Source organism: Pseudomonas sp. GW821-FHT07B01 (assembly GCF_059419065.1).
Genome location: NZ_JBWKRA010000002.1, coordinates 140,309 through 163,316 on the forward strand (window position 1 = coordinate 140,309; position 23,008 = coordinate 163,316).

The following is a 23,008-nucleotide window of genomic DNA, read 5'->3' on the forward strand; positions in this document are numbered from 1 at the left end:
CTGGCGCCGCTGGGTGTCACGACACAAACGGCCACTCGATGATGGCTATGATGAGCCGGCACGTACCGTTTCGGTTTCGGCAAATGAAGTGCTGGTGCAGTTGGCAGGCGATCTGCTCTACGAAGTCGTGCCGTTGCGTGGCTTGAATCATGCTCCGGATATCGATGAGCTACGCGCCCGGTTGATTACCCAAGTGCGTAGTTTTCAGCGCAATGCGCTGGAAGCGGGGATCGATCAGCATACCCAGGAGCATGCCAAGTATGCGCTCTGCACGTTGCTCGACGAGGTGATTGCCAACTGTGACTGGGGGCAGGGCGCGTGGTCCAAGCAAAGCCTGTTGATGATCTTTCACAACGAGACAGCCGGTGGGGAAGGCTTCTTCGTTCACCTTGATGCAGCTGAACTCAGACCTGCGGAGAATCTGGCGCTGCTGGAATTGATGTACTTGTGTTTGGCACTCGGACTGGAAGGGCGCTATCGCATTCAGAGCGAGGGGCGTGCGGCCTTGGCGTTGCGCAGGCGTCAGCTTTACGAAACCATTCGGTTGCAGCGGGGCCATCATCCGAAGGTGCGTTTGAATGAGCACTTGCTCACCTTGAACCACGACTATTTCAGTCGCCGCGAACGCCTGTTCTGGTGGAGCTTTTGTTTTTGCTTGCTGGTGCTGGCGGGGGCCGGAGCACTTTACTTCGAGAAGCGCTCCTATCAACAACTGCAAGCTCTGCAAGCGCTGCGCCCGGCACAGTCGACCACGGTTGCACAAACACTGGCCGAAAAATTGGCCACCGACATCGAGGCCAATCGCCTGACGCTTATTGATGATGGGCGGAGCGTGCGCATCGTGCTCAGTTCCACTGGTTTGTTTGCCAGCGGTGGCAGCGAGATTGCCGAACAGACGCGTTCGCTGCTGTTGCGAATTGCGCAGGCATTGGGCGAGTGGCAGGGCCGGATTCAGGTTATTGGCCACAGTGACGACACCCCCGTGGCTGGACGACTGGGGTCCAATGAAGCGCTGTCGCTCGCACGCGCCCAGTCAATCCTGAAGGTGTTGGTGGGCGACAAGCGTGCCCCTCTGCGCTTCAAGGCCGAAGGTCGTGGTGCTGCCGAGCCACTGTTCCCAAACGACAGTGTGGAGCACCGTGCACGCAACCGGCGGGTCGAGATCTTGATCTATGCCCCAGAGCCTGTGGCGACCCCCTGATGGGCTAATGAAGTTTCCCCCTCCTATGTGTGGATGATTGGCGTCATGCTTTTGCGATTCTTTAAAACGCTGTCACGGGCGGCCGTGATGGTCGCGATGTTGTACTGGGTGACGGTGCTGGTGCGTGACTATGGCCCTCGCTTGTCGATAGATGGCAGCATGCTGTTCACTGAGACATGGCAGCAATGGGGGGTGTTGTTACCGTTATACGTTGGCGGGCTGATCTGGTTTTGCTGGAGATGGAGCGTTGATGCGCAGCGCGCCAAACACCGCGCTCTGGAGGTTCAAGTCGACTTGGAGAAACGGATAGCTCCCTGTGAGCTTGAGTTGCAATTGCGTGAGCAGCTTACACAGTGGCGCTTGGAGACACAGGTTGAGGGTGTCAGGCCAGCATTTTTGCTCTTCGATTTGCATACCACCTCGAACGTTGACCTGCGTATTGAGCGCGTAGGGCGTTACAGCGTGCTGACAGTGAGTGGCCGCTTGCTGTCCGAGGCTGAGTCGCGACGCTGGCAATGTTTGTTGGATGAGCTCAAAGGCGCTAAACGTGACCGATGCGCTTTGGTGGGCGGCCTGTTGTTATTGAATGCTCAGAAGCTGCTGGGAGCCGATGACGGCCAGGAGCTGCAAGCGTTGAGCCTGCGCGAGCGTCTGGAGGAGCTGGCGCGCGCGATCGGTAAGGGCTTGCCGATCCAGGCTATTGTGAGCCATTGCTCCAGCCTGCCGGGCTATGTGCCCTCGATTATGGGCTTGCAGGGCGAGGAGCGTGATTTGGCGATTGGCTTTCCTTTGGGGACTAACCAATCCAACCTCTTGCGATTGGCCGAACGCATGGGTAATCGACTTGAGTCCCTTGATGACAGCCTGCTTGATCGATTGCAGAGGGAGCCGCTGACCTTGCTTCGGACTCAGCTTTATGGGTTTTCACCGTTGTGGCGACTGTTCAGTGGGCACGTACAGGTTTTTTTGCAGGCGGTCTTTCATGATCAGGCGCGTTTGCAGTCGCTGCGCTTCACGGCGGGAGATTTGGCTGAAGACGTTCAAGGGGCTACGAGTTCGACACTGTTACTGCGGACCTTGCAGCAGTGTGAGCGTCATGGCGCCTGGCGTATGTTTCTCAAGCATTCTGCAGGTTGGGTGCGCTCGCATGCTCGGGTGTGTTTGATATTGATCGTGGCGGGTGTGTGTGCGTTTCTGGCCCATCATTATCATCATCAGGCGCGCATGCTCGATAAGCTGGCCGAGCAGCGGGAAGCGCTATTTAACCTTCGCCAGGGTGGACTTGAGCGGCTCACTCTCCTGACCGATATGGTTGATGTTTCGCAGGATAAGGGTTGGCTGCCCAGCTTGCAGCTTAACCAGCAACAGCGCCTGGTGACACTGATTCAAACGTTATACGAGCAAGCGTTGAGCGAGGCCATTGCACAACCATTGGCGAACGCGTTGGAGGAGCGGATCAACACTCCTAAGGCGCACGCTTACGACAATCTGCGCCTGTATTTGATGCTGGGCGGGCAAGGTCGTTGGGATACCCGCTTTGTTGCACGCGAACTTAAGGTATTGTCGGATCAGCGGCTCCCTCAACCGCAACGTGAATGGCTGAACGCGCATTTACAGCGGGTAGTACAGTCGATACCTGCCGCTGAATTGTTCAGTGTCAACGACGCCCTCGTGGAACAGGCGAGAGAGCACATCTCGCTTGAACCGGTGGCGCAGCGTGTTTACCGCCAGCTATCGACCGTGTTGCGAAACCTGCCCCACAAGGAGTTGAGCGTTGCCAGCGAAATCGGGACAGGAGGCTTGATGTTATTTGCCTCACGCTCTGGCCGCTCTATGACGCAGGGGGTGCCTTGGCTCTTTACCCTGGAAGGTTATACGCACTTGAACCAACGATTGGAGCGTTTCATTGCCGAGGCTTTGCGTGATGAAAGCTGGGTTATGGGGGCGGCTCGTCAACAAGCTCTGCACCACGTGCGGGCCGAAATATTGGGTCTTTATCAACGTGACTATGTGAGGCATTGGGAGTACTTCGTCTCTGACTTAAAAGTTGCGGGCCTCAATGAGCCTGAACAATTGCCGGGGCGTCTGGAACGTTTGTCACAGCTGGAAGGTGCATTGAGTCGATTGTTACGGTTAATCGACCGTGAAACCCGTCTAAGCCTCAATGCTGAGAACGACGGCATATTCAAGCGTCTTCGCGAGCGCACTGTTGCACTGAAGACACGCTTGGGTGTCGAGGACAACGCCAAGGACATTCTCAATGACGCATCGGAGCAAAGTGCTGTAACGCAACACTTCGCTTCGTTTCATCGGCTGACCGAGTCTGTCGAGGGGCGGCCCAGCCTTCTGGATCAACTGCGCGAAGCGCTGGCTTACGCGGGGGTTTATCTGTCGGCCCGAGAAGCTTCAACAGCCTCGGGTTTATCACCACCCGACGTCAATGCGCTTGAGCGCTTGGACTCACTGACGAGCACTTTGCCGCTGCTGATAAGGCCGCTACTCAGCGACATCGTCAAAGTCGGTAAAGGTTGGGTACGTGCACACCAGTCCGTGACGCTCACAAAAAAATGGGCACAAGACCTTGGGCCTTACTGCGAGCGTGTGGTCCAGCAACGCTACCCTTTTGATCGCAATGCAAGCACCGATGTGCCACTGGAGGCTTTTAACCAGCTGTTTGCCGCTGACGGGTTACTGCAAACATTTGGGCGCTTTTATCCTGGTCGTCACAAAGACGAAAGTACCTTACTTCGTCCCGACAACAGAGCGGTTGAGGGTGATGAGATCGACCCTTTGGTTCTGCTGCAATTTGACCGCGCAGAACATATCGGCAAGGTTTTTTTTCCTGCAGGCGCCGCGCAGGCGCACATTGATTTCGAAATTAGCCCGGTGACCATGGACGAAGAGATCGCCTCCTTCAGCCTGATCGTGGATGACCGTCAGTTGAGTTACTCTCACGGCCCTATTTTGCCGAGCCTGTTTACCTGGCCCTCTCAAGTGCTGGGTACGCGACTTAACGCGGTGGTGACGCTGTTGGATGGGCGTACCATACGACAGTCGCAGGAAGGCACGTGGGCGTGGTTTCGGCTTATCGACCAAGGGCTACTGAGCGCCGGCCCTACTGCCGATACGCAGTGGCTGACGCTTTCATTTGATGGCTATAACGTCGTATTGCAGATACGCAGTGTGGGGCTTGAGCAACCCTTCGGTGACGCCAATGTGCGAGCGTTTCGCTGCCCTTATTCGCTGAGTCCGTAACTAAGTGTTGCCGGGGGAAAAGTTGGCATCGGTGGAACTAACCTGTGCAGATTTATTTCCTACAAGTTGCCCTACAACACTGACATTTAAATATTGTTACTTTCCTCTGTGGTGATCACCACGGAGCTCTAACTAATGAAGAAAGTAATGTTGAAAAAAACACTGGGCCTGGCTATTACCCTGGCCTCTTCACAAGCGTTTGCGGCTGGCTTTGCATTGAATGAACAAAGTATCAGTGGGATGGGAACAGGTTTTGCCGGACGGTCTTCATCGGCAGAAGATGCCAGTACTGTCTATGGCAACCCCGCCGGTATGGTTCGCCTGGATGGCCAGCAAATAACCGGTGGTCTCGCCGTTATCGACGCAACGAGCAACATCAGCCAGGCCAGCGGCAGTTCGAGTGGCAGTAACAAGGGCAACATGGTGCCGCTTACCGGCGTGCCTTTTGCTTTCTACACCCAAAAACTGAACGAGCAATGGGCTGCAGGCTTTGGTCTCTATGCGCCATTTGGCATGGTCGCCGATTATGAAAAAGGCTTCCAGGGCAAAGCGTTCGGCAGCAAGAGCGAGGTGAAAGTCATCACGCTCCAGCCAACCGTCAGCTATGCCTTCAACGATAAGCTGTCTATCGGTTTTGGCCCGACCATCAACCGGGTTTCCGGTACTTTGGAGTCGGATATCAACATTCCGAACCCAAGTCTCGCGTCCAACAATATCAAAATCAAGGGTGACGACACCGCCTTGGGTTTTAACGCTGGCGTGTTGCTTCAAGCAACTGACAGCACGCGGGTAGGCCTGACTTACCATTCGCAGGTCAAGTACAAGCTGGAGGGGCAAACTCAAGTCACTAAAGGTGCCAACGTTCCTGACGCAGTATTGAGCAGTGGCCGCTACGACGCATCTCTCAAAATTGATACGCCAGAGTCCTGGGATTTCTCTGTGACGCAAGAGGTGAATGCTGATTGGAAGCTCTATGCCGGGGCAACCTGGACACGCTGGAGTCGTCTCAAAGACATTACGGTCAAGAACGAGGGCGTTACTTACAGCAATGGTGTGTATGCTCAGGCTTTACTCAGTACCATTAAAGAGGAGCAAAACTGGCACGATACCTGGGCCTACGCCGTGGGCACTTCCTATCGACTGAACAAACAGTGGGTGCTGCGCACCGGTTTGACGGTTGACCAGTCGCCGACCAACAACACCGATCGCTCGCCACGTATTCCTACCGGGGATCGGACCATCTTCAGTCTCGGTGTTGGCTACGATGTTGCGCCGAACATGACCGTCGATGTGGCTTATGCCTATCTCAAGGAAACGCCGGTCAAGGTTGACCGCACCAACGCGCTTGGCCAGTACTACAAGGCCAAGTACGAAAACAGCGCCAATGGTTTCGGCTTAGGGGTCACTTACCGCTTCTGATTCGCCATCGTCTTAAAGCCCTGCTTTCTCACAAGAGAGCGGGGCGTTTTCGTAGATGGGAGTGGCGGTGTAGAGGCCGCTGGCTTCAACGCGTCAAGCCCGCTGTGCATTTGGCACTGGCGCAGGAACTGATTGCCAGAGAACGGGCGCGTAACAAGTGACGCTGGAAATCTCAAGGAGAAATAGCCCGGCGATTGCCGGGCTGGTTTGCGTTCACGTTTTTAATGTCGTATCACTATTCGATATCGATCTTGATCAGTTCTCTGACTTTCCGGTCCAGCGCCTTCATAGCCGCCGGTGTATCTGCTTGTAACCACGCATCCACTGCAAACACCTCCTCAAAGTCGCCGCCGATGGACGTGCCGGGTGCTATATGGGTATTCACACTCAGCACACCGGGCAGTTGGCGTGCCGCTTCGACGCCGTGGATCCCTCTTAAAATTCCACTTACCCGTGGGTAAACCGCAGACATCCCATGGTACCCGGACGCCATGGGGGGCTCGGGGAAACTAAATGGTTTGCCCAGCAGTTGTTGAACGTATACAGCTGCAAAGTCAACACCACGCAAAGCCAGCAGGCTTTCCCGCACACGCATTCCACCAACGCGTGGATTAACTTCGATGATGCTGGCACGGCCTTTGGAGTCGTATCGTAGTTCAACGTGACAGAAACTATTCCTCAAACCCAGCGTGTTCAGTACCACGCGCGTGTAGATCAATATTTGTTGCTGTTCGTTGAGCGTAAGGCGAACGGGGGGGCTGACCAAAAGGTTTTCATAGGATGAGTATGAGCTCTGCTCTACGTCTAACTTATCGTGCATCACCAACGGCAGGATTTGATGCCCGGTGCATAAACACTCGACACTGATTTCATAACCATCAATCGCCTCTTCGGCAAGCATCTCGCGCATGGGTTCGAAATGTTCGTCGCCAATGTCGTGGGCGCAAAAATATTCAGTGTAATAACCATGGCGAGCATGCTCCTGGTAATGGCGGAATACGCGGCGCATGTCGGCAATATTCTCACAACGTGAAATAAAGCTTGAGCCCAAACCCACCACGGGTTTCAGTATCAGTGGGAAGCCCACATGCTCGGCGGCGATTACAAGGCTGGCATCGCCGATAACGCGTGCGTAACGTGCGGTATAGACATTGCGTTCACGCAGGCGCTGGCGCATGGCGAACTTGTTGTTGGCGAGGTACAACGCGTCGACAGGAGGATGGGGCAAACCACGCCTCGCGCAAAGTTCTGCGACCTGGGCCCCCAATAACCCTTCGGGTGTGAAGAAGCCGATACAGGTGCCGATGCCGACCACGGTTGCGTGTCGCTCCAGACGGCACACCATTGTTTCCAGGCCGTCGCTGCTCCAGTCCGAAATAGGGATGGCGCGAAATGGCAAGGCATCTATGTCATCAGGAGTCAGGGCATCAGGTACGACGGCAATCATAGTCAACCCGGCCTGAGTGGCCGCGGCGGCAATGGCACGTAAGTTTGGCAGGCGGATGATCAAGTTTTCTATAACGATAATAGTGAGGGGGTTCATAGGGCGCTTAGTGGGTCAATAGACGAGAAGGGCGTCGTTGCCATCCGGGTAGTGCGAGACGATGTAGCCTTGATCATCAATCTCGTGCAGTGGCGGCAGGCTTGAGTTACCGGAAAGTGTTTTGTAGCGCTCCGCTGGATAGGGTGAGCGGGCGCGAATAAAACGCTGTCCTCCAATATTTTCGTAGCGCAGGACTTGGCCTGGTGTGATGTAGTGCGTGCCCACGGCGGTGACGTACCCATAAGGCAATGCATAGGTACCTGAAAACGCCATCAATTGGGTAATTAGGGTATGGCCTTTTTTCACGGTTGTGCGCAGCGGTGCGCCACCTGGAGCGTCTGCGCAGTGCATTAAGTGATAAGGCGTGATTCCAACCGCGAGGAAATGATCGATAAGATTCTTAAGGCTGTGGAAATCGTCGTTGACCCCTTTGAGCAGTACTGCGTGGCCACGTGCGTTGATGCCCCTACGGCTGAAGCCATTGAGTGCCCTGATGACGTCCGGTTTCAGCTCGCTGGCGTGGTTGATTGCAACGTCCAGAGACACGCTTGTGGAGCGCAGAGGATAGGCATAATCGACGTAGTTATAGCTGGCAATGCGTTCGATAAATGCTTCATTAATGCACTCTGGTTGAAGCAGGGCGTGCCGGGTTGCGATACGAATGTTATTGAGATGGGGGATGCTCGCCAAGTTTTCCAGCAACGCGAACAACTGTTTTGGTTTTACCAGCGGGTCGCCGCCAACGATTGAGGCTTGGGTGATGCGTGCATCGTTGCGTATGTGCTCTGTGGCATTGATGAGGTTTTCTTCACTCATCGATTGGGGCTCGCAGCGCGCAGTGCTGGCTTTCTTGATGCAGTAGCGGCAGGGACAACCGAAATAAGGTGTCAGCTCAACCCGGTCTTCATCAACGCGCGATAAGCCGCAAGTGCAGTTTTTTTGCTGGTGATGGCGCATGCTTGTCGCTTCCATGTCGAGGACGGTGAGGGGGGACAGACGCTGATGTTGGTATCAGAGAACCATTAAAGTGCCATCCAACCGAATGGTTCTGATACAGCTATTCAGCGCAATTCAGAGTTATTCATAGTGAGTCCGACATGGCGCGCTTCGCTAATGACTTTATAGCGCTTACAAGGCCGCCTTCATTTGGCTGAAGGCGGTTGCTACGCCTCGCAGGATGGTTTCAAAATTATTCAGTGTGATTGAGTAGGGTGATGCGAATTTTTCTTCATGCCTCCGAAAGGTGCCGCTATCGAAATAGTTTGACTGATTTATCAGTCGAAGATCTTTTTTAAAGAGCGACAGCTTGGCGATCTGAAAAGTAGGTGGATTGCGTGTAATTCACGCATGGCTTTGATCTCAATTGTTTAGGATTGAGGTTTAACACAGTCAGCGGACTTACTATGAAAATTTCAAGTATCATTGCCTCAATCACTCTGAGCTGCATTACGCTTAGCGCACATGCAAAAGGTCTGGATCGCGTAATAGTAGTCTCGACACAAAAAACTTCCGGCACTATGTCGGTGGGCGAGAAAAGTGCCTATACACAGAGTTTTGAAATTTTCTTGGGGAATCTCAAGGGACGCGAACTTGATTTGGCTGGCTACTGTTTGAAAGCTTACGGAACTGAAGGCAAAGAATACAAATTGGATACTGTGGATGAGGTGCTTACCGTCGGAAAATTAAAAGTAGGCGCGCCGGTCCAAGGTATGGCAGTGTTTTCATCGGTCGATCCCAGCGTATATCAGCCGCTGATGATCAAACTCTCGGAAACATGCATATAAGCCATTCTCGGATATCAGTCCGCGGAATATCACTCTGCACTTTCTCGGCGCTCTGAGTGAACTGCGTCATTGTCTGCACCTCTCATTTACAGCCCAAGGCTATATTTTTTGAAATGTTTGCTGAGTAATGCAATGAAGAATGAGATAACTGAAAAAGAGATGCGCTGGGCATTGTTTGGTGTGTCTGAGTCCGTTGTATCGGCGGGGAATAAACATAGAACACATCCTGCGCCGCAAGTTTCGACGATACCGAGCGTGAAATCAGAAAAACAAATAACCTCAAAGGCATTCACCTCTAAGCTTCGGGTGAAGCTCAGAGTGGGTAATGAGTTTGAAGGGAAAATGTACGAAATAGTGCATGACGCTGATACGCTCAGTTCCCTCGTTGCTGAGCAAGAGGCTACCAAGGCAGCGAGGAAAAAATATCGCTTTGTCGAGGTCATGTCGGTTAGACCATGTAGCGGATAACAGCTGTGTCTCGACGGTTGTTATTGCGCACGTCGCATGAATGAGTCATTTGCGTCCTGCAGCGCAGGCGCTGGTTCCAAAGGCTGCTAGCTCGCCCGGCAACGAGTCAATGCTGCAGCTCGCCTCGCATACCGACGAAACACCATAAACGAAAAAACCCGCCAAACGGCGGGTTTTAAAGGGTTGCACAGACTTTACTGGCTGTCAGTGAAACTAGAGATGGTGCCCGAACCCGGAATCGAACCGGGACGCCCTTACGAGCGGGGGATTTTAAGTCCCATGCGTCTACCAGTTTCGCCATTCGGGCGGTAGCGCGGTGTAGCAGGGTTGGGAATATATAGATCCAGCCGCTTCAGCGCAACCTCCCAGCCGGTTTTCCCGCATAAAGATGCGCAGAAAAAAACGTGACAGATCAGTGATCTACATGGCCTTTGTACCAAGTCCTGATGAACGCTTGCAACCCAGGAACAAGCCCCATAAATGACAGTCATAGCGATATGCCATTTCGGCATTTCGCAGGGAGTCGTTTGATGCTCAGTATCCGTAAGCAGGCTTGGATCATGGCCGCAGGTGTAGCGGGGTTGTTGGGCACTGGCGCGTTCAGCTCGGCGCAGGCGGGGAGTGCGGTGCAGTGGGGCGAATTTAGTGCGTCGTCTTCAGACAAGTTGACGGCCGGCTCGATGGACGTGGGCGGTGCCTATGTGTTGAAGCCGTCGGGTGTTTCCGTGGGGGATGTCGAGGCGCTGCAAGCTGGGCAAAAACAGAGTCAAAGCGAACTGCAAAGCTTGAAAAGCAAAGTGGAAGGGCAGGAGCGTGCGTTTGATGAGTTCAAGCGCAAGGACGGTTCGAGTGCCAGTAGCAGTGACAGTCAGCTGTCGAGTCTCAAGCGTACGGTGGATGAGCAGAAGAGCACGATAGAGCGGCAGAAAAGCGAGATCGACGGTCTCAAGCGCAGCCTGGATGATTTGAAGCGCAGCGTGGAGACCTTGAGCAGCAAGGTGAAGTGACAGCACTGATGCTGTGGGCAATATAGGGCAACTGTGGGAGCTGGCTTGCCTGCGATAGCGATGTGTCAGTCACAGGTATTGAACCTGTTACACCGCCATCGCAGGCAAGCCAGCTCCCACATTGACCGTGTCGGCCTTCAGTCAATCAGTGCCAGCAAGTCGGTGACCCCCACGTCCACACCCGCCTGGCTCAGCAGTGTCGTCACCTGGCCGCGGTGATGAGTCTGGTGGTTGAAAAAGTGCACCAGCAAACCGAAGAAGGGTTTCTCGGCGGCCACGCCGCGCATGTTGTGATAACGCAGGCGTTGGTCGAGGTGGGGCTCTTGCAGGCTGTGGGCCCAATCGATGATGAGTTGATCCAGCCAGGCGCGATGGGCCGCTAGTTCGGCAAGGCTGGCGAAGGCCAGTTGCTTGAGGTCGCCGGGCGTGGCAACCCCGTTCAGCGGCGCCAAGGCCGCAAAGTTGGCCGGGTGTTCGGCGAAGCGCTTGAGCCAGACGGTGTCACCCAGCATCAGGTGGTTCAAGGTGCCGAAGATCGAACCGAAAAACGCTTGGCGGTCCAGGGTCAACTGCGCGTGCGTCAGGGCGGCGGCGGCGTCGTAGACCTTGCGGTTCATCCATTGGTTATAGGTGGCCATCAGCGCAATGTGCTCGATGCGGTTCACCGCGGTTCCCCCTTCTTGGCGTGATGGCGCCATCATAAAGCTTGCCCGCCCGACGGTCATGGTGTTCCATCGCGGGAGGACTATGTTTGATCAAAGCCACTATTGCGCCCCGGGAGGGCGACACCATGAATACCAGCGATCTACTGGAACAACTGTTGCGTGCAGGGCAGCAAGGCGGCGGGGCTTCGGGCGGCGGCCTGGGCGGGTTGCTTGGAGGGTTGTTGAAGGGCGCCGGCACCGGCAATGCGTCTGCGGCGGGTGGCGGTTTGGGTGGTTTATTAGGTGGCCTGGGCGGCTTGTTGGGCGGCGCTCCGGCAGGTGGTACTACCCAGACGCGCAGCGGCGGTGGGATGAACTACGCGGCGCTGGCGTCCCTGGGGATGGCGGCCTTCCAGGCGTATCAAGCCTGGCAACGCCAACAGGCTTCGGCACCGCAGCAAGCTATCCAGACCGTTGACCAGCTTGAAGGGCCTGAAGCCGAAGCCCATAGCCACGGCGTACTGCGTGCGTTGATCGCGGCGGCCAAGGCCGATGGCAAAATCGATGCGCAAGAGCAGCAGATGATTTCTGCCGAGATCGGCCGTCATACCGACGACCCACAACTGCAGCAGTGGCTCGACGCCGAAGTCGCCAAGCCCCTGGATGCCGCCGATTTTGCCGAGTATGCCAATGACCCCGCACTCGCTGCGGAGATTTACCTGGCGAGCGTGATGCTGGTCAATGATCAGCAGGACGCCGAGCGCAATTACCTCGACGACCTGGCCGGTCAGTTGCAAATCGATCCGCAATTGCAGCTGCATCTGGAGCAGCAGGCCAAAGCCTAGAACCTCAGCGTCGCCCCAGTGGTCAGCCACTGGGCGCGATCGCCAATCAGGCTGCGCCCGACCATCAGGTCCACGTCAACACATTCACCAATGTGCAAACGCGGCCCAGCCTGCCAGGCCTGTTCGCCGCCTTCCTGGCCATAACGCTCGCCAATCAGCGTGAGCTTCTCTGCCAACTGATATTCGAACCCCGTGCCCCAGGTCAGGCGATGTTGTTGATCACCGTCGTTGTAGGCGTGGCTCCAGCCGGCGTTCAGGTTCAGGCGCAAGGCATCCAGGGGTTGCCATGTCAGGGGGATGTTCAGGTCTGCGCCGTCAAGCCCGTGATGGCGATCCAGCGCGACATGCGCCCCGACAGCAATCGCCAGTTCCAAGCCCAAGTCTTGCCGTGACAGCACCTGCACCTTGGCTTGCGGGCTGATCTGCGTCTCGCCTTTGCCTGCATCCACGGCCCGTGACAACGCGGCGCCCCATTGCACGGCAGGCATAGCGCTGAACGTGCACGCGGGCGACAAGCTGCTGTTGTAGGTGCTGCCCGCGTGCCGATGGGCGCTGTACCAGGCGTCGACGTTGCATTCCCCCGGCGCGTTGATCGCACCGTCATCAACCACATAAGCGCCGCCTGCGGCTTGGGCTTTTGAAATCAACGCGACGACAAAGACCAGGCCCAGGGTCATGCCGATAAAGATCAAGTTGCGCTGCAATGCACGGCGCTTTGCTGGCGGCAGTAACAGCAGCGTGTGGCGAGAGTGGCGTGCGCGATATTTGGCAAACCCGTCGCGGCGTGCCGGCGTGTGTTTTTTGTGCATGATGCACCTCGCTTGAGTTCAGCTTTCTACGGTCAGCACCGAAATGCCGCTGGCTTTGGCCTGGCAAACCAGCTCCGAGGTATCGTCACCGCCCGGCAGGGCAATGATCAGATCGGGGCGGCTGTCGGCCAGCATGAAGTGATTGCGCTGGCGTTCCGCCTGTTTGCCATGTCGCTGCCAATTGGGTGGATAACGCACTACGTCGATACCGATTTCCCGGGCCCATTCCTCGATCTCACTGCCCAGGAACTGGTTGCCGCCGTGGATCAGTACCTGCACCGGGCGCAGGCGGTGGTAAGCGTCCAGCACATGGCGGGACTTTTTGGTGTCGGCGTAATGACGACCTGCACAGATCAACACGCGCATGAGCAAATCCTTGTATTGCACGCAGGCGACCGGGCGGCCGCCTGCGTTTGAACGGCGGGGAGGGTCAGTACCACTGTTTGAAGCGGCGGATGTAGATCGTCTTCATCAGTTGGGCGACGCAGCAGTAAGCCAGCAAGGTGCCCACCAGCCATGGGAAGTACGCCAGCGGCAGCGGTTGCAGGCCCACCAGGGTGCCCAGCGGTGAGAACGGCACGTAGATGCCCAGGGCGATCACGATGCAGGTCATCATCAACACCGGCCAGGCGGCCGTGCTCTGGAAGAACGGGATCTTGCGGGTACGCAGCATATGCACCACCAGGGTTTGCGAGAGCAGCCCTTCGATAAACCAGCCGGACTGGAACAGCGTCTGCATTTCCACACTGTTGGCCGAGAACACGTACCACATCAATGCAAAGGTGGTGATGTCGAAGATCGACGAGGTCGGCCCGATCCAGATCATGAAGCGGCCGATGTTTTTCGCATCCCACTTGCGTGGCTTGGCCAGGTATTCCTTGTCCATCTTGTCCCACGGCAGGGCCAGTTGGGAGATGTCGTACATCAGGTTCTGCAGCAGCAGATGGATCGCCAGCATGGGCATGAACGGGATGAACGCACTGGCCACCAGCACCGAGAACACGTTGCCGAAGTTGGAGCTGGCAGTCATGTTCAGGTACTTCATGATATTGCCGAAGGTTTCGCGGCCCTTGAGCACGCCTTCTTCGAGCACCATCAGGCTCTTCTCCAGCAGGATGATGTCGGCCGATTCCTTGGCGATGTCGGTGCCGCTGTCCACCGAAATACCCACATCGGCATCCCGCAGCGCCGGTGCATCGTTGATACCGTCACCGAGGAAGCCGACGGTGTGCCCGTTAGCTTGCAGCGCCTTGAGCACGCGGGATTTTTGCAGCGGCGTGAGCTTGGCGAATACCGTGCGCTCTTCTACGCGGCGCAGCAGGGTGGCGTCGTCCATGGCTTCGATTTCCACGCCCAGCAGCGGCTGGCCGGGTTCCAGGCCAACCTGGCGGCAGATCTTGCTGGTGACCACGGCGTTGTCGCCGGTCAACACCTTGATCGCCACGCCAATCTGTTGCAGCGCCGCAATGGCCGGGCCTGCGGTTTCCTTCGGTGGGTCCAGGAACGTCAGGAAACCCTGGATCACCAGGTTACGTTCGTCGCTGGTGGTGTACTGCTGGCGTGCCAGCGCTTTAGGGATATTGCGGGTCGCTACCACCAGCACGCGGAAACCGTCTTCGTTGTAATCATTGGCGAGCGCCAGTAGCGCCTCACGACGGCGGTCATCCAGGGGCAAGGCTTCGCCGGCCTCCATGACATGGGTAGAAATGCTCAGCATCTCTTCCACCGCGCCCTTGCATACCAGCAACTGGTCACCGGCGGCATCCTTGACCACGATCGACAGGCGACGACGGACAAAGTCGAACGGCAATTCATCGACCTTGCTATAGGCAAACGGCACCTGGAACTTGGGGTTCTGTTCCGAGAACTGCACCACTGCCTGGTCCATCAGGTTTTTCATGCCGCTCTGGTGAAAGCTGTTGAGCCAGGCCAGGGACAGCACGGCGTCATCGCGCTGGCCAAAGGCATTGACGTGATGCTCGAGGATGATCTTGTCCTGGGTGAGGGTGCCGGTCTTGTCAGTGCACAGCACATCCATCGAGCCGAAGTTCTGGATCGCATTGAGGCGCTTGACCACTACTTTGCGCTTGGCCATGGCCGTGGCGCCCTTGGCCAGGTTGGCGCTGACGATCATCGGCAGCATTTCCGGGGTAAGGCCGACGGCGACCGCCAGGGCAAACAGGAAGGCATCACCCCAATCGCCCTTGGAGAAGCCATTGAGGAAGAACACGATGGGCACCATCACCAGCATGAAGCGGATCAGCAGCCAGCTGACACTGTTCACGCCCCGGTCGAAGGCGGTTTGCACCCGCGAGCCGACAATCGCCTTGGCCAGGGAGCCAAAGTAGGTGCGCGGCCCCGTTGCCACCACCACTGCTTTAGCGCGGCCGCTGACCACGTTGGTGCCCATGAAGCAGATGTTCGGCAAGTCCAGCAGGTTGCCCTGGTCGGCGGCCAGCGTAGAGGCGGACTTTTGCGTGACATCGCCCAGGGTGTCGTACTTCTCCACCGGCAAGGCTTCGCCGGTCAGCACGGCCTGGCTGATAAACAGGTCGCGGGACTCGATCAGGCGGATATCCGCGGGGATCATGTCGCCGGCTGACAGCTGCACGATATCGCCGGCCACCAGGTCACGCATCGGCACTTCGCGCAAGGTGGGCTGAGCACCAACCTGCTCGCGGCGCAGCACGGTGGCGGTGGTGCGTACCATGGCTTTGAGGGCCTCGGCGGATTTGGCCGAACGGTGCTCCTGCCAGAAACGCAGCAGGCTGCTGAGCAACACCATGGTCATGATGATGATGACTTTGGTCAGGTCGACTTCTTCACCTGCCTGAAGTGGCAACCAATAGTCGGTGACAAAGCTGATACCGCCCAGGGTCAACAGCACGTAGATGAAGGGGTTGTTCAGTGCCTGCAGGAACTGGACGATAGCGTGTGGCGGCTTGTCATGGGCCACTTCGTTATAGCCTTCGCGTTGCAGGCGCGCCGAGGCGTCCAGTTCGGTCAGGCCGTCCTGGGTGGCCCGTACATTGGCGAGGGTGGCCGCCAGGCCATTGTGGGCTTCACGGGCGGCACGCATCGACAGCTTGGTGTCGGCAGCGGTGCCATTTTTTTTGTGCAGAGGCGTGTTTTTTACGGCGCTCATTGTCTGTACTCCTGTCGCCAATTCTCGACAAAACATACCCGGTACTTACCTGAATACAGGCGAGCGAAAGCATGCCGAGCCGCAAACTTTGCGATCGGTTTAAATAAGGTGTTCACATAACTTCTGAAGGGCCCGCTAACAGCGCGTTAGTTAACGAGCGTGCAGCGGGCTACTACTGGACTTGTTCATAAAGAACTCCAGGGTCATCAATAAGAAAGTTGCTGTTTCCAGCTAGCTCAGGCGGCGCGAGTGCTCAGGTAAAGACCGAGCATCAAGCGCGCTTGCGCCAGGCAGGAAACCTGGGGTCTCTGCGGGTCTTGAGGGTCGGCATGATCCCAGTGCTGCACCAGGTGGCCGCTTTCAGGGCAGATACGCCAGTGCGCCAGCGGCGGGGCTGGGCGCACTTGAGGGGAGGGTGTGACAAAGGTCGAGCGGCTTGGCGAAAAGCCCGCCGGCGCTCGGCACAGCTTGGCGCGCAGGGCTGCGACCAGTGTGCGCGTATCAGGCAAAACAAGGAGTTGGAAGGTCATAACACACCTCGGGACCGGACGGGCGACCGGTGAGGCAGTTACGGTGGAGCATCAAGCTCTAGCGCAGCTTACCGGACCTGGAACGCGAGTCCTGTCATATTCTGGGTTTGGCGCCCGATGCCCGCAAAGGCGGTGCTCGGACAGCGACTAGATACTGTGTCCATTGGCTTCTTTTGTGAGGTTTAAAAAAGGCCCCAGTTGCGGGCACGGGCAATCTACTCAGGGCGTCAGTGAATGTCAACGTATGATTAATTAAATTAACCAGTGTTCAGAGTTTGTTCAGACAAGAGGCGCGCGTAAGTTGTGGGTTGAATAACTTCATACACCTTGCGCGGCGAGGAGTGCCAGATAGATCAATACTAAACCGCAGGCCGCATAACTCGCACGCTGCCAAGTCGGTGATGCGTTCTTGCGTAGCAGGTTCACCAAGGCGGCGGTAAGAAAACACGAGAGTATCGACGCCAGCATGAAGCCGGCAAAAAACATCAGGGTCTGCTCGTGGCTTGGGGTGGTGCCGACAATCCCCGACAGTGCGCTGCCCAAGGCGCCCCAGTAAACGATGTTTTTCGGATTAGCCAAGGAAATCGCCGCGCCCACCGCCAACGCATTTTTGCCTGAGCTGGCAGGGGCATTGTCCATTGCCGGTAACTGCCAGGCGTCAATCAGGCTGCGGATGCCCAGCCAGGCCAGGTAGAGCGCACAGACGATTGTAAGTGGAACCCGCACGGCATCATGCTGGATCAGCAGTGCGATGCCGGTGAGGCCAATCACCGCCCAGACGGCGTCGCCCACCAGTGAGCCGAACTGCACCAGCAACGCCGGTGTGAAGCCATGGAGCAAGCCGCGGCGCAGAGTCTCTGCCAGCACGGCGCCGGGGGAAAGGCAAAATACAAAACCGAATACCAGCGCATAGGCAAAGATCGACAGCATGCTCAGTTCCCTTCGAGAAAGTGCCAGAGCATACGTCAGTCCGAGAGAGGGATGCCACGCCCTCCGTAGGAACGCCCGCGATGGCGGCATGTCAGCCACTGAATCTTCAACTGAACCACCGCTATCGCAGGCAAGCCAGCTCCCACTGGCCATGTATTGCCCACAGATTCAGCGCCCGGCGCCGGTCCCTGTGGGAGCGGGCTTGCTCGCGAAAAACTTCAACGATAACGCGTGTTGCCTGAATGACCGCGGTGCCTATGAGTTTTTCGCGAGCAAGCTCGCTCCTACACAGGCTGCGGCGTTGAGGCAATGCGGTGGAGTTCAGCCTTCAATTCATCCGGCGATAGACGTGCAAAGGGCAGCGCAAAAAACGCCTCGCAGCGTGCGGTGATAATGTCGAGGGTGGCCTTGAATGCTGCCTCTACTTGCGCCTCGTCACCCTGCACTTCGGAAGGGTCCTCCAAGCCCCAATGCGTCTTCACCGCTGGGCCGAAATATACGGGGCACGCTTCACCGGCTGCTTTATCGCACACGGTGATGACCACATCCGGCGGGCTGCCTTCGAAGGCGTCATTGCCCTTGCTGTACAAACCTTCGATGCTGATGCCCGCCGCCTGCAGCGTGCTCAGGCTACGGGGCAACACCTGGCCCTTGGGAAAACTGCCGGCGCTGATCGCTTCAAAGCCCGGCGGCGCCAGGTGGTTGAACATCGCTTCGGACAAGATGCTGCGGCAGCTGTTGGCGGTACACATGAACAGCACTTTCATTGCAATCTCCATTAGACGCTCAGGCGCAAGGCGAGGGCGGCGAGGGTGATCAGCAGGACGGGCAGGGTCAGCACGATCCCGACCTTGAAGTAGTAACCCCAGGTGATGGTGATGCCTTTGCGTGCCAGGATATGCAACCACAACAAGGTGGCCAGGCTGCCGATGGGGGTGATTTTCGGACCCAGGTCGCTGCCGATCACATTGGCGTAGATCATCGCGTCCTTGACCACGCCCACGGCATGGCTGGACTCGATGGACAACGCGCCAATCAGCACGGTCGGCAGGTTATTCATGGCTGATGAGAGCAGCGCGGTCAGCACCCCGGTGCCCATGGCCGCGCCCCACACACCATAGGCGGCGAAGGTGTCGAGCCAGGTGGCCAGGTAGTCGGTCAGGCCGGCGTTACGCAGGCCATACACCACCAGGTACATGCCCAGGGAAAAAATCACGATCTGCCACGGCGCTTCCTTGAGGACTTTGCGCGTGGAAATCTGATGACCTTTGGCAGCAATCACCAGCAGCAACACCGCACAGAACGCCGAGATCGCACTGATGGGAATGCCCAACGGTTCCAGGGCGAAACAGCCGACCAGCAAAATACCGAGTACCCACCAGCCGGCACGAAAGGTCGCACGGTCATGGATGACACTGGCGGGATCTTCCAGGTCGGACGGGTTGTAGGACTGCGGAATATCCCGGCGGAAAAACCACAGCAGCACCGCGAGCGTGGCGGCGACACTGACCAGGTTCACCGGCACCATCACCGCGGCGTATTCGTTGAAGCCAATCTTGAAATAGTCCGCCGAGACGATATTCACCAGGTTCGACACCACCAGCGGCAGGCTCGCCGTGTCGGCGATAAACCCTGCGCCCATGACGAAGGCCAGGGTCGCCGCCGGGGAAAAGCGCAAGGCCAGCAGCATCGACATCACGATAGGCGTCAGGATCAACGCCGCACCGTCGTTGGCAAACAATGCCGATACCAGCGCACCCAGCAACACCATATAGGCAAACAACCGCCGGCCGCGGCCACGGCCCCAGCGCGCCACATGCAGCGCCGTCCAGGCGAAGAAGCCGGCTTCGTCCAGCAACAGGCTGATGATGATCAGCGCGACGAAGGTGCCGGTGGCGTTCCAGATGATGTGCCACACCGCCGGGATGTCCGCCAGGCTGATCACCCCGCAGGCCAGCGCCAGGATCGCGCCCAGTGTGGCACTCCAGCCGACGCCCAGGCCCTTGGGTTGCCAGATGACCAGCACGATGGTGACGAGGAAAATCGCAATTGCGACAAGCATGAATAAACGCTCCGATGGCTCAGCAGCAGGTGCTGGCCCGTTGTGGTCTGTCGCCCATTGCATTCAGACGCAGTGCGTCATCCTGCAACCATGGCTGGTTGGCTTGCAGAGTGGTGTCCAGCACCTGAGTAACCCAGGCAGGCAGTGCCGGATTGATGCGGTAGTAGATCCATTGCCCTTGACGTCGGTCCACCAGCAGCCCGCAACTACGCAATTGCGCGAGATGACGGGAGATTTTTGGCTGGCTGTCGTCCAAGGCATGGATCAACTCACACACGCAAAGTTCGCCCTCGCGCAGGATCAGTAAGGTCACCCGTGAACGGGTGGCATCGGCCAGGCATTTGAATAGGGTGGGAGGAGAGAAGATGTCTGACATGATCAAGGACTTTTCAAGTAGATACATCTGAATATACGTATTTCCATATATGTCGGTCAAATCTAGTTTCAATTGATATGGATCAAATGCCATTGAAACCGCCACAACTGTTTGAAATTAAAATGAAACACAAATGTCCTAACGTGCCTGCCCATTGCTGATGAAGGAAGACCCCGCGTGACCCGAGCCACCCGCAACCTGCGCAAGACCCTGGATTCCGTCGCGGAAAATAACGAGACCGCGGCGTTTGACTTGATGCGCGCCGTAGAAAAACTCGGCGATGAGGTGCTGCGTCAGCGCCTGCTCAACACCATTCATCGTTTGAACCAGGATGCCTACGAGTTGCGCGAGGCGCGAGACTCGGTTGAACTGGTTTCAGTCAAGCTGGCATGACTGTGTAAGAAAGTCGCTAATGCCAAGTAACTGATTGGTATGAACCTGCAGCGATAACAGTGCCAATAAGAGTAAGGATACCAACCTCACTCTGAAGGGCCCTGACATGCCGCTCCTTAACGTCCTCCCTGCTTTTCCTACCTTCATCTCCCAGCAGATGCCCATGCGCTCCGCTTCCAAGGTGCAACAAGCTGCCCAGCAAGCGATTTGCTCAACCACGCAACCAGTCGTGCCGCGTGTCGAGACAAAATCGTCCCTCACCACGCTCTCACCGTCTACCAGCCCTGAGATCGAGCGTCATATCAAAGAGATAGCTCCCTCCATGCTCTCGCCTGCGCAGAAGGCTTCCACCATCATGGCTGAAGCGATCAGACGCAAATGGAACATGGATGTCGACCCCGATAACACCCGCATTGTCACCTTCAACTACAACTTGGATCATTCCAGGCCCGCTAACGGCAAATTGCTCAACAGCCTCACGCTGACAGAGGCAGCCCTCAAGAATGTGAGGAGTATGAACACGGAGGATGAGCGCAGCCCCAAGCATCCCGTGCTAGATACGGCCGTTAACATTACGAAGATGTTTATACCGATGGCAGGTGCAGTGGAAACATTTGCTAATCCAAACGACCCACACGAGTACATTTTCAAGTCCACGGGGCCCGAGACCGACCATACATACCAGGCCGCCGACAAATTACCCTTTACGCCCCAGGCATACAGGGACCTGGTATGGCAAACCGAACTGGCCGCACCTTACAAATCCTATCTGGATAAATTCTGGCCAAACCATGAGAAAAACTACACTGAATTGAGCAAATTATCTTTTGCCTCAGCCGCGCAAATGCAGCACAAGGAAGGCACCCTCAGCAACTATGAAACGACCCTGGTCATGCGCGCAGCGGGCTTCGGCAATGACAAACGCTTGGAAGACATCACGGTACCCATCCTTCAGGCACCCTATAGTGGAGACCCGAACGTGGAGTCTGGGTTGTTATCGATTAACGGAAGTCCTTCCACCGACCTGATTTATGTCACCGACAAGCAGTCTCGACTGAACCTCAAGGGCCAAAGAGTGAATCACACGCTCTTATACATTCCTGGTAACTCTTCACCCATCCATCGTTTTGACAGCGTCAGCCAGATGAAAACATGGATTGCCGACCAGGCCAGCGACCCCATCAAGCGGCAGGCGTTGTGTACCCACTTCAAAAAGAACGATCAGGATGACAGGTTTTTTTCTGACGGTGTGAATCAGGCGCTGACCGGGATGGGCGGATGGACAGCTGCACAGAAACCTAACAGCTTGGGGTTTACTGGAATCAGCGGTTGGAATCCAGAGACTTATATCACCACGACCCCCATACAGGGGGACCCCTTCGCTGAGATGACGGCACGCCAGAAAGCCCGTTCCTACGCCGATGCCAACCATGACATCACGACCGACCGAGATATCGTCAAAGATCGGATCGTCAGCGTGGCGGAGGCCGCCGGAGCTGCCGCTTTGATGTTGACGCCACTGGCAATCGTGATGCCGGAGGTTGCAGTGGCCATGGAGGCCACTTACCTCGCGGCTGGCATCGCCGAGATGGGTGTAGGGATTGACGATGCCGTGCACGGTAAACCGAAGGCGACTGACCGCATCGTATTCGGGGCGCTTAACGCAGTGCCTACGCTGATCCACGGGGCGGGAAAATTACCCGGGCTGGTGGCTGGGGCCGAAGGCGAAGCTGCCCTGGCAAGCATCCCCGCCAAGGTGCAACCACCTATTGAATTCCACGAAGTACCCCTGCCGGGTGAGGACATGCCTGAATATCAGGTGGTTGAGCTGGCAGGCGAAGACAGCGCCACAGGTGGCGTCAAGCGCAGTCGTACGGACGACCTCGAAGGAGAACCGCCGGAAAGTATCAAGCGCGGTAAACCCGATGAGACGATCACGGACGGGACCCCACCCACCGGCAAAAAGACCATCGATCTGGAAAAAATCAATAACATGGCGTTTACCTTTGTCGATATGAATCGGGGCGAGGAGCGCCTCAATATTGTCGTTCACGGTGTATTGGGAGAAGACGGCACGGCCAAAGCGCTTGTTGACGGTAAGTTGTTAACCGCTGACGAGTTCACCGATATACTCTGGGATCACAACGTGCCGACCGATAAGTACCCGAGAATTCGCTTGATGATGTGCAACTCCGGTACGGGCGGGGAAGCGTCGTTCGCGGCGCAATTTCAGATGAATGTCAGTGTTCCGGTCAAGGCCTATGCAAGTAAAGCCGTCGCGGAGTTCAATCTTGATGAATTGGCTGAACTTTTTAAGCCGGGTCAAGCGAAAACACCGATCACTCAGTTCGACAACGTGCTTTCTCGAAACGTCAGTCATCGGGTAGTGAAAGTCAAACCGAAACCCTCGGTTGCCGCTGACGGCAGTACTCAAGATAAGTTTCCAACCTTCAGCTACAAGCCCGTGCGCTATGACGGTGGCGTTGAAGTGCCTAAAGCGTCGCCGGTTCAGTTACCGTCAATGCCTGTTTTATAAGCGGTTATCACGCAACCTGGCGCACGCAGTCATTGCGCAATATTGTTCAAGACAACCGTTA

Annotated in this window: 20 protein-coding genes and 1 tRNA gene; 9 read left to right on the top strand and 12 right to left on the bottom strand. The window is 56.6% G+C overall.

From position 1 onward, the window contains the following. Positions 1-88 precede the first annotated feature (88 nt). From icmH to AC07S6_RS03165, 3 genes are all read left to right on the top strand, one after another. Positions 89-1,201, top strand: a complete 1,113-nt coding sequence (gene icmH, locus AC07S6_RS03155; protein ID WP_495111675.1) for a type IVB secretion system protein IcmH/DotU — start codon at positions 89-91, stop codon at positions 1,199-1,201. A gap of 45 nt (positions 1,202-1,246) precedes the next feature. Beyond that, complete coding sequence (gene tssM / locus AC07S6_RS03160; protein ID WP_495111676.1) at positions 1,247-4,456, top strand: type VI secretion system membrane subunit TssM; 3,210 nt, start codon at positions 1,247-1,249, stop codon at positions 4,454-4,456. A gap of 135 nt (positions 4,457-4,591) precedes the next feature. Then, complete coding sequence (locus AC07S6_RS03165; RefSeq protein ID WP_495111677.1) at positions 4,592-5,875, top strand: OmpP1/FadL family transporter; 1,284 nt, start codon at positions 4,592-4,594, stop codon at positions 5,873-5,875. 235 nt (positions 5,876-6,110) lie between these two features. Here AC07S6_RS03165 and AC07S6_RS03170 read toward each other — a convergent pair whose 3' ends face one another. After that, positions 6,111-7,418, bottom strand: coding sequence for an ATP-grasp domain-containing protein (locus tag AC07S6_RS03170; RefSeq protein WP_495111678.1), 1,308 nt, complete (start codon positions 7,416-7,418; stop codon positions 6,111-6,113). A gap of 15 nt (positions 7,419-7,433) precedes the next feature. After that, the gene (locus AC07S6_RS03175; protein WP_495111679.1) at positions 7,434-8,375 is read right to left on the bottom strand and encodes a radical SAM protein; all 942 of its coding nucleotides are present in this window, start codon (positions 8,373-8,375) and stop codon (positions 7,434-7,436) included. A 446-nt stretch (positions 8,376-8,821) separates the two neighbouring features. Here AC07S6_RS03175 and AC07S6_RS03180 point away from each other — a divergent pair, with 446 nt between their 5' ends. Both AC07S6_RS03180 and AC07S6_RS03185 read left to right on the top strand, forming a co-directional pair. Further along, positions 8,822-9,202, top strand: a complete 381-nt coding sequence (locus AC07S6_RS03180) for a DUF4354 family protein (RefSeq protein WP_495111680.1) — start codon at positions 8,822-8,824, stop codon at positions 9,200-9,202. A gap of 132 nt (positions 9,203-9,334) precedes the next feature. Next, positions 9,335-9,670 carry a hypothetical protein gene (locus tag AC07S6_RS03185; RefSeq protein ID WP_495111681.1) on the top strand — a complete coding sequence of 112 codons (336 nt, stop codon included), beginning with the start codon at positions 9,335-9,337 and terminating at the stop codon, positions 9,668-9,670. A gap of 220 nt (positions 9,671-9,890) precedes the next feature. On the opposite strand, the gene AC07S6_RS03190 is transcribed toward AC07S6_RS03185, so the two are convergent. Next, positions 9,891-9,977 (bottom strand) — tRNA-Leu (locus tag AC07S6_RS03190). 223 nt (positions 9,978-10,200) lie between these two features. Here AC07S6_RS03190 and AC07S6_RS03195 point away from each other — a divergent pair. Further along, positions 10,201-10,677, top strand: a complete 477-nt coding sequence (locus AC07S6_RS03195; protein ID WP_198861593.1) for a hypothetical protein — start codon at positions 10,201-10,203, stop codon at positions 10,675-10,677. A gap of 137 nt (positions 10,678-10,814) precedes the next feature. On the opposite strand, the gene AC07S6_RS03200 is transcribed toward AC07S6_RS03195, so the two are convergent. Then, entirely contained in the window at positions 10,815-11,342 is a 528-nt protein-coding gene (locus tag AC07S6_RS03200) for a DinB family protein (protein ID WP_054897299.1), read from the bottom strand. A 125-nt stretch (positions 11,343-11,467) separates the two neighbouring features. Between AC07S6_RS03200 and AC07S6_RS03205 the strand changes: the two genes are divergently transcribed. Then, positions 11,468-12,166, top strand: coding sequence for a tellurite resistance TerB family protein (locus AC07S6_RS03205; protein ID WP_034127613.1), 699 nt, complete (start codon positions 11,468-11,470; stop codon positions 12,164-12,166). Here AC07S6_RS03205 and AC07S6_RS03210 read toward each other — a convergent pair. The 8 genes from AC07S6_RS03210 to AC07S6_RS03245 form a co-directional block, all read right to left on the bottom strand. Beyond that, complete coding sequence (locus AC07S6_RS03210; RefSeq protein ID WP_495111682.1) at positions 12,163-12,975, bottom strand: PA4824 family protein; 813 nt, start codon at positions 12,973-12,975, stop codon at positions 12,163-12,165. The two genes, AC07S6_RS03205 and AC07S6_RS03210, sit on opposite strands and share 4 nt — an antisense overlap. Before the next feature lie 18 nt (positions 12,976-12,993). Next, positions 12,994-13,341, bottom strand: coding sequence for a DUF2493 domain-containing protein (locus AC07S6_RS03215; protein WP_003191350.1), 348 nt, complete (start codon positions 13,339-13,341; stop codon positions 12,994-12,996). A 64-nt stretch (positions 13,342-13,405) separates the two neighbouring features. Further along, positions 13,406-16,120 (bottom strand): magnesium-translocating P-type ATPase, encoded by a 2,715-nt coding sequence (gene mgtA, locus AC07S6_RS03220; protein ID WP_495111683.1) that lies wholly within the window; start codon positions 16,118-16,120, stop codon positions 13,406-13,408. A gap of 236 nt (positions 16,121-16,356) precedes the next feature. Continuing rightward, positions 16,357-16,650 (bottom strand): hypothetical protein, encoded by a 294-nt coding sequence (locus AC07S6_RS03225; RefSeq protein WP_495111684.1) that lies wholly within the window; start codon positions 16,648-16,650, stop codon positions 16,357-16,359. A 318-nt stretch (positions 16,651-16,968) separates the two neighbouring features. Further along, positions 16,969-17,580: a LysE family transporter gene (locus tag AC07S6_RS03230; RefSeq protein WP_495111685.1), complete on the bottom strand. Its 612-nt coding sequence runs from the start codon at positions 17,578-17,580 to the stop codon at positions 16,969-16,971. Positions 17,581-17,864: 284 nt separating this feature from the next. Continuing rightward, a complete protein-coding gene (locus AC07S6_RS03235) occupies positions 17,865-18,347 on the bottom strand; it encodes an arsenate reductase ArsC (protein ID WP_197880553.1) in 483 nt (160 codons plus the stop codon). An 11-nt stretch (positions 18,348-18,358) separates the two neighbouring features. Continuing rightward, complete coding sequence (locus AC07S6_RS03240; protein WP_490614473.1) at positions 18,359-19,642, bottom strand: arsenic transporter; 1,284 nt, start codon at positions 19,640-19,642, stop codon at positions 18,359-18,361. A 19-nt stretch (positions 19,643-19,661) separates the two neighbouring features. Continuing rightward, positions 19,662-20,018: a metalloregulator ArsR/SmtB family transcription factor gene (locus AC07S6_RS03245; protein ID WP_197880551.1), complete on the bottom strand. Its 357-nt coding sequence runs from the start codon at positions 20,016-20,018 to the stop codon at positions 19,662-19,664. A 177-nt stretch (positions 20,019-20,195) separates the two neighbouring features. Between AC07S6_RS03245 and AC07S6_RS03250 the strand changes: the two genes are divergently transcribed. Then, complete coding sequence (locus AC07S6_RS03250; RefSeq protein WP_046068240.1) at positions 20,196-20,411, top strand: hypothetical protein; 216 nt, start codon at positions 20,196-20,198, stop codon at positions 20,409-20,411. A 106-nt stretch (positions 20,412-20,517) separates the two neighbouring features. Continuing rightward, positions 20,518-22,947 (top strand): dermonecrotic toxin domain-containing protein, encoded by a 2,430-nt coding sequence (locus AC07S6_RS03255; protein WP_495111686.1) that lies wholly within the window; start codon positions 20,518-20,520, stop codon positions 22,945-22,947. Positions 22,948-23,008 lie beyond the last annotated feature (61 nt).